The sequence below is a fragment of the Dietzia sp. DQ11-71 genome, from assembly GCF_014144995.1.
Lineage (GTDB): Bacteria > Actinomycetota > Actinomycetes > Mycobacteriales > Mycobacteriaceae > Dietzia > Dietzia kunjamensis.
The window spans coordinates 1-5,632 of the sequence record NZ_JAALDT010000202.1 but is presented as its reverse complement, the minus strand read 5'-3'; the positions used below and the strand labels follow the sequence as shown (position 1 = coordinate 5,632).

Sequence of the window (5,632 nt, the reverse complement as noted above, 5' to 3'; positions counted from 1 at the left end):
GCGGGTCGGTCGCCCGCCGGCGGCGCTCCGGTGCTCGGCCGACCTCCCGTGGGGGACCGTGCCGCGAGCGGGCCGGTGACGACCTCGCAGGGGGCGGGCGCGACGGAGGCGGGCACGACGGAGGCGAGCCCGACGGTGTCCAGCCCGAGAGCGTCCGGCGACGACCACCCGATGCCGAGGTGAACGCCTCGATACGGACGTCGGCCCCGATCCGTTGGTGGCACTCCGCCCGGCTCCGCATCACCCTCGGCATCACGTTGATCACCGCCGCCGTGTTCGCGGCGATGATGGTGTTCACGTTCCAACTGCTGAACCTCAGCACCGAACGGGTGATGGACTCGCGGCTCAACCGGGAGGCCGCCGACTTCACGACCTTCATGACGGCCGGGATCCTGCCGTCCTTCGAGTCGGAGAACCCCACGGTCGAGCAGTTGATCCGGGCGTACCTCGCCCAGCAGTACCCGTCCTCGGAGCTGCTGCTGGTCGGGACGGCCACCGAGTCGGGCACCCAGTTCACGCTCTCGCGGTACGGGCCCGAGGAGGACCAGCTCTTCCCGCCGGCGATACGCTCACAGATCCAACGGATCGGCCTGGTCTCCACCGAGAGTTCGGGGATCCTCGACGGCTCGGTGCGGTGGCGCAAGACCACGGTCGAGAGCCCCGCCGGGCTGGCCAACATCGTCGTCGCCGTCAACGACCGGGGCACCCACCAGGAGACACGGCGCGTCGTCTTCTACATGCGCTGGGCCAGCGCCGGAGGCATGGTCGTCAGTGCGGTACTCGCGTGGTGGATCGCCGGGCGGATGCTCGTGCCGGTGCGCCGTATCCGCGAGGCCGCCGAGACCATCTCCGCCGCCGACCTGTCGAGGCGGGTCCCCTCCGACGGACCCGACGAGATCGTCTCACTCGCCGACACGGTCAACGCCATGCTCGAACGCGTCGAGGAGGCCTACCGGACCCAGCGGGAGTTCCTCGACGATGCCGGGCACGAACTGCGGACGCCCCTGACCGTCGTGCAGGGCAACCTCGACCTCATGCCCGACGACCCCGACGGGCGTGCTGAGGCCACCCGCCTCATGCAGGACGAGCTGTCGCGGATGACCCGCATCGTGGAGGACCTGCTCACCCTCGCCAGGGCCGACCGTCCCGACTTCCTCCGGACCGTCCCGACCGACGTCGCCGAACTCGTGCTGGACGTCGAGGCGAAGATCGACGTGATCGCCGACCGGGACTGGCGGGTGCTCCCCTACGCCGAGGGCGTGGCCCGACTCGACCAGCACCGCATCACGCAGGCCCTCATGCAGTTCTGCTCCAATGCCGTCCGCTTCACCGGCCCCGGCGACACCATCGAGATCGGGTGCCGGATCATCGAGCCGGGGGATCCCACCGTGCCCGACGGGTTCGCCGCGGGGCCCGTCGCCCCGTCGCCCGAGCGGGAGGACTACCGCCGACGGCTCCTGTGGTGGGTCCGCGACAGCGGACCGGGGATCCCGCCCGGGGAAGAGGAGAGCATCTTCCAGCGTTTCCACACCGCGCGCGGCCAGCTCCGCGACGGCCGGGGCGGCACCGGCCTCGGTCTGGCCATCGTCTCCACCATCGCCAAGGCGCACGGGGGACGTGCGTTCGCGTTCAACGCCGAGGGCGGGGGCGCGGTGTTCTGCATCGTCGTCCCCCTCATCGCACCACCACCGGAGAAGCGGCCCCGCGACGACGGGGACGCCGAGCCGGTCGCGTCGGGTGACAGCGGTACGCGCTGATCCCGCGCACGTCCCGGACGAAACCGCGGACACGGGACCGGGCAGCGTCCAACTGATGTCTTCCCGTGGGATACTCCGGGTTCGAGAAGGAGGGTTGCATGACGAATGTTCTCGTCGTGGAGGATGACGATCTCATCCGATCGGTGTTGGTGAAGGCACTCGGCGGCGCGGAGTACACCGCACTCGAGGCCGTGGACGGGGAGAGCGCCCAGGCGATCCTGTCGACGATCTCCGACATCGACCTGATGTTGCTCGATATCGGCCTGCCGGACACCGACGGGCTGACCCTCCTCCGCGAGGCCCGCGACCGCGGGTTCGCCGCACCCGTCATCATCCTCACGGCCCGCGACAGTGTGGCGAACACCGTCGAGGGGCTGGAGTCCGGCGCGAACGACTACATGGTCAAGCCCTTCCGCGTGCCCGAGTTGCTCGCCCGCATCCGTCTGCGGCTGCGCGAGCACGAGGCCACCGAGGACCCGGGCATCCTCGAGCACGCGGGCATGCGCCTGGACATCCGCACCCGCCGGGTCGAGGTGGACGGCCGGATCCAGGAGCTGACCAACCGCGAGTACTCGCTCCTCGAGATGCTGCTGCGCAACAAGGGCGAGACCATCAGTCGCGAGCAGCTGCTCGAGAGCGTGTGGGGCATGGACTTCGACCCGGGCTCCAACATCGTCAACGTCTACATCCGTTCCCTGCGCCGCAAGATCGGCGAGAACAAGGTGCAGACCGTCCGCGGCGTCGGTTACCGCGTGGAGTGACACCCGGCCGGTCGGCGCCGCGCCGACGCGTCCGATGTGTGAAGACCCCCGGCCGAGGCCGGGGGTCTTCACATCTGTCGAGGTCTCAGCCCTCGCCGGGCTCCCACCCGAACGGCATGAGCACACTCTGCAGCTCGCAGAAGGCCTCGAGCCCCTCGGGGCCGTTCTCGCGACCCAGGCCCGAGTTCTTGAACCCGCCGAAGGGCGCGCTCGGGTCGAAGGCGTACCAGTTGATGCCCATCGTGCCGGTGCGCACCCGCTGGGCCACGGCGAGCGCGGCGTCCGGGTCTGCGGAGTACACGGCCCCGGCCAGGCCGTACTCGGAGTCGTTGGCGATCTGCACTGCCTCGTCGACCGTGTCGTAGGCGATGACCTGCAGGACCGGCCCGAAGATCTCCTCCTGGGCGATGGTCATGGAGTTGTCGACGTCCCGGAAGACGGTCGGCTGCACGTAGGCGCCCTCGGCGACACCCTCGGGCAGTCCCTCGACCGTGCCGCCCCCGTAGGCGATGGTCGCGCCCTCCTCGACCCCCTTGCGGATGTAGCCCTCGACGGACGCCTTCTGCTTGTGGTTGGCCAGCGGGCCGAAGGCGGTGCCGTCGTCGGCCGGGTCACCCACGGGCATGGCCTTGACGTTCTCCACCAGCGCCTCGACGACCTCGTCGTACCTCGACCGCGGCGCGAGGATGCGGTTCTGGGACACGCACGCCTGCCCGGAGTTCATCAGGGCGGAGAAGACCATGGTGCCGGCGTGGGCGGCGATGTCGGCGTCCTCGAGCACGATGGCGGCGCTCTTGCCCCCCAGCTCCAGCGAGCAGCGCGTGAGGCTCTGGGCGGCGATCCCGGCGATGTGCTTGCCGACCCCGGTGGAGCCGGTGAACGAGATCTTGTCGACGTCCGCGTGCGAGACGAGGTGGTCGCCCACGGAGCTGGGGCCGGTCACCACGGACAGCACGCCCTCGGGCAGCCCGGCCTCACGGAACAGGTCGGCCAGCCACAGCGCGGACAGCGGCGTGGCCGACGACGGCTTGAGGATCACCGAACTGCCGGACAGCAGTGCGGGCGCCAGCTTGGCGGTGTTGAGGTAGAGCGGGACGTTCCACGCGGTGATGGCGGCGACGACGCCGACGGGGTGGCGGGTGATGACCGACGCGCCGAAGTCGCCGTGGCGCACCTCGGACCACGGGAAGGTCTCGGCAAGGCGCGCGTAGTAGCGCAGCACACCCAGGGTCGGCGTCACCTGGATCATGGCGGCGGTGCCGGGCGGGGTGCCCATCTCGTCGGAGAGGATCTGGCACACCTCGGCCTGGCGCTCCTCGAGCATGTCGGCCACGCGGGCCAGCAGGGCGCCGCGCTCGGCGGGCGGGGTGGAGCGCCACACGCCGGACTCGAACGAGTCGCGCGCCTGGCTGATCATCTCGTCCAGGTCCTCGGTGGTGGTCTCGGCGACCCGGCCCACGACCGCGTTGGTGGCGGGCGAGGTCACCTCGAGGACGCCGGTGGTGATGGGATCGGTCCAGCGGGTGCCGGAGAAGAGCTTGTCATGGACGACGACCACGGGGACCTCCGAGAGGTAGAAAACAAGAACGTGTTCCACCTCACTGTAGCGAGTCCACGGCGCCCCGTGGGGCAGCTACCCGGCCCGCATCACCAGCACGAGGTTGGACACCAGGACCTCCCTGACCAGCGGCACCCGCACCAGCCACCACGCCCACCGTGGGTGGTAGCGCGGGAACGCCGCGACCAGTTCGGCCGATCCGGTGTCGCGTGCCCAGTCGAGCCCCTCGGCGCAGCCCACCTCGAACAGGGACTCGCCGTAGACGTTCTTGGGCGGCCGGCCGTGGCGACGCTCGTACATCCGCCGCGCCCGCTCGCCACCGAGGTAGTGGGTGGGTCCCATCTCGTGGCCGCCGAAGGGGCCGTACCAGAGCGTGTAGGAGACGACGACGAGGCCGCCCGGACGCGTGACCCGGCACATCTCCTCGGCCATCGTCCAGGGCTCGGGGATGTGTTCGGCCACATTGGAGGAGATGCACACGTCGACGCAGTCCGATCGGATCGGCAGCGACATCCCGCTGCCGCGGATCGAGCCCGCCTGGTCCAGGCCCGCCGCCGACATCTCCCCCACGTCCGGTTCGACGGACACGTACCGCGCCCCCTCGGCGGCGTAGGCGTCGGAGAAGTAGCCCGGCCCGCCGCCGACGTCCAGCACCGTCAGCCCCGGGAGGCGGCCGGTGTCGGACCCGGGGCCCCGCCCGGCCGGCTGGTCACCGGCGCGCTCCCACAGGTCCGCCACCAGTTCGACGGTGTCGCGGGCCAGACCGGAGTAGAAGACGTCCGGGTCGGACTGCTCGAGCGGGAACGAACGCAGCAATCCGAGAGACCGACCGAGGGTGGCGCGGCGGGCCACCGAGCGCAGGGCGGGCGAGCGGTGGACGGGATCGGTGATCACGGCGGTGACGATACCGGCGGCAGCGCTGACCACCCCGTCGGCGGTCCCGACGCCCGCGTACAGTGTCCGCGTGGCTCGTATCCTGCTGCTGTGCTGGCGCGACAGCACCCATCCCCAGGGCGGTGGCAGCGAACGCTACCTCGAGCACGTCGCGGACGGCCTCGCCGACGCCGGGCACACCGTCGTCTACCGGACCTCGCGCTCACCGGGCGCGGCCCGCTCCGCCACCACCGGGGCCGGGGTGCGGTTCAGCCGGGCCGGCGGACGGTTCACCGTCTATCCCCGCGCGCTGCTGGCGATCCTGTTCGGCAGGATCGGACTGGGGCCACTCGGTGTCCTGCGGCGGCCCGACGTCGTCGTCGACACCCAGAACGGCGTCCCCTTCTTCTCCCGCCTGGCCACCACCGCGCCCGTGGTGGTGCTGGTCCACCACATCCACCGCGAGCAGTGGCCGGTGGCCGGGTGGCTGGTCGCGCGGATCGGCTGGTGGATCGAGTCGTGGCTGTCCCCGCGCGTGCACTCGCGCAGTCAGTACGTGACCGTGTCGCTCCCCTCGGCGGACGAGCTCGCCGGGCTCGGCGTGGACCCCGCGCGCATCGCCGTGGTGCGCAACGGACTCGACCCGCTCCCGGCGGACGTCGAGCCGGGCGAGCCGGCCGCGC

At 71.2% G+C, this 5,632-nt stretch carries 5 protein-coding genes; 3 read left to right on the top strand and 2 right to left on the bottom strand.

Annotated elements, in window-relative coordinates; genetic code table 11:
• Positions 1 to 179 precede the first annotated feature (179 nt).
• Positions 180 to 1,757 carry a sensor histidine kinase gene (locus tag G6023_RS08155; RefSeq protein WP_182634924.1) on the top strand — a complete coding sequence of 526 codons (1,578 nt, stop codon included), beginning with the start codon at positions 180 to 182 and terminating at the stop codon, positions 1,755 to 1,757.
• A gap of 98 nt (positions 1,758 to 1,855) precedes the next feature.
• Positions 1,856 to 2,518 (top strand): response regulator transcription factor, encoded by a 663-nt coding sequence (locus tag G6023_RS08150; protein ID WP_067715955.1) that lies wholly within the window; start codon positions 1,856 to 1,858, stop codon positions 2,516 to 2,518.
• A gap of 85 nt (positions 2,519 to 2,603) precedes the next feature.
• On the opposite strand, the gene G6023_RS08145 is transcribed toward G6023_RS08150, so the two are convergent.
• Both G6023_RS08145 and G6023_RS08140 read right to left on the bottom strand, forming a co-directional pair.
• Complete coding sequence (locus tag G6023_RS08145) at positions 2,604 to 4,115, bottom strand: aldehyde dehydrogenase (RefSeq protein WP_347570747.1); 1,512 nt, start codon at positions 4,113 to 4,115, stop codon at positions 2,604 to 2,606.
• A 36-nt stretch (positions 4,116 to 4,151) separates the two neighbouring features.
• Positions 4,152 to 4,970 carry a class I SAM-dependent methyltransferase gene (locus tag G6023_RS08140; protein WP_182634922.1) on the bottom strand — a complete coding sequence of 273 codons (819 nt, stop codon included), beginning with the start codon at positions 4,968 to 4,970 and terminating at the stop codon, positions 4,152 to 4,154.
• 70 nt (positions 4,971 to 5,040) lie between these two features.
• Between G6023_RS08140 and G6023_RS08135 the strand changes: the two genes are divergently transcribed.
• Positions 5,041 to 5,632 (top strand): glycosyltransferase (locus tag G6023_RS08135; RefSeq protein ID WP_182634920.1); only part of this gene is annotated, 592 nt, incomplete at its 3' end.

What these genes read in the sequence shown, in the direction of transcription:
- G6023_RS08150 (WP_067715955.1), top strand. Translation starts at nt 1,856, where the DNA reads ATGACGAATGTTCTCGTCGTGGAGGATGACGATCTCATCCGATCGGTG.